Annotated in this window: 1 protein-coding gene; it reads right to left on the bottom strand. The window is 66.6% G+C overall.

Features of this window, described 5'->3' with window-relative positions; translation table 11 throughout:
- Position 1: 1 nt before the first annotated feature.
- Positions 2-1,156: hypothetical protein (locus C1876_RS17390; RefSeq protein WP_338082060.1), on the bottom strand; the 1,155-nt coding region annotated here is incomplete at its 5' end.

Below are 1,156 nucleotides of genomic sequence, written 5' to 3'. Positions count from 1 at the left end.
ACTAGTCGTTCCACATCTCGGGATGGATGAGGGTCGGGTCGGCGACGCGGTTCGGGAAGTAGTCGAGGCACTCGCCCTCGCGGAAGACGTCCGCGGTGGAGCAGTGCAGGCCGCCGCCGAACGGGTAGGCGTCGCGCAGGTCGCAGGGGATGACGTTCATGCCGAGCTTGTCCATCTGCTCCTGCTGGTGCACCTCGGAGGCCTCGACGATGACCGTCTTGGGGTCGAGGACCAGGCAGTTCATGGACAGCCAGACGGAGCTGTAGCACAGCGCCGGCGGCTCGGTGTGGGCCGGCTGGGCGGCGTCGACGATCTGCCAGTCGTTGGCCTCGAAGATGGCGCGCTGCTCGTCGGGCAGGTGGCGGTGCGGGTTGTTGATGATCAGGCCCGGGCGCAGCGGCACGAAGGTCGCGTCGATGTGGATCGGGTAGGGGTCGCCGGGGAAGTTCACGGCGTGGACGCGCAGCTCGGGGTAGTAGCGCTGGAACCACTCCATGGCGGTGCGGTTGGTGGTCAGGCCGTGCTGGATGAACAGGTCCTTGCCCATGCGCATCACGTCGGCGGCGTCCCACATCGGCTCGACTTCCGTCGTGACGAAGTCCTTGTTGGCCGTGCGGACCAGGCGGTCCTCAAGGGTGATCTTCTCGTCGTAGTAGTTGTGCTTGTAGGAGGCGTCGGTCAGGCGCGGGCGCGGGGCCTGGGTCCACAGGAAGTCCGGGTCCTCGTCGAAGTACTGCTTCATGAGCGGCCAGTAGGCCAGGTACTCGAAGTAGCGGCAGCGGAAGGAGTTGGCCGAGGCCATGATCTCGTTGCCGACGGTGAGCAGGATGTCGCGGGGCGGCATGCAGGTCATCATGGAGTCGTTGCGGAAGTCGGGCGTGCCGATGGCCTGGTTCCACTGCAGGGGCGTCGGGCGGTCGACGACCACGCCGCGGTCCTCGAGGATCTTCACGAGGTTGTCGAGGCACTCGTTGCCGCGCTCGACGGTGGCCGTCGGGCGGGGGCCCCACATGCCGCGCATCTCGGAGTCGACGGGCACCTTCTCGGAGGTCGCGGGCTCCTCGGGCGGGATCATCGAGTAGTCGCAGCGGCCGACGATGACGCGCTTCAGCGGATCCCAGTCGTTCCAAGAGCTGACTATCTTCGCCATGACAGT

Source organism: Eggerthella sinensis (assembly GCF_003339815.1).
In the GTDB taxonomy this organism is placed as follows: domain Bacteria; phylum Actinomycetota; class Coriobacteriia; order Coriobacteriales; family Eggerthellaceae; genus Eggerthella; species Eggerthella sinensis.
Note: the sequence above shows the minus strand (reverse complement) of the source record. Positions and strands in the feature narration are given on the sequence as shown.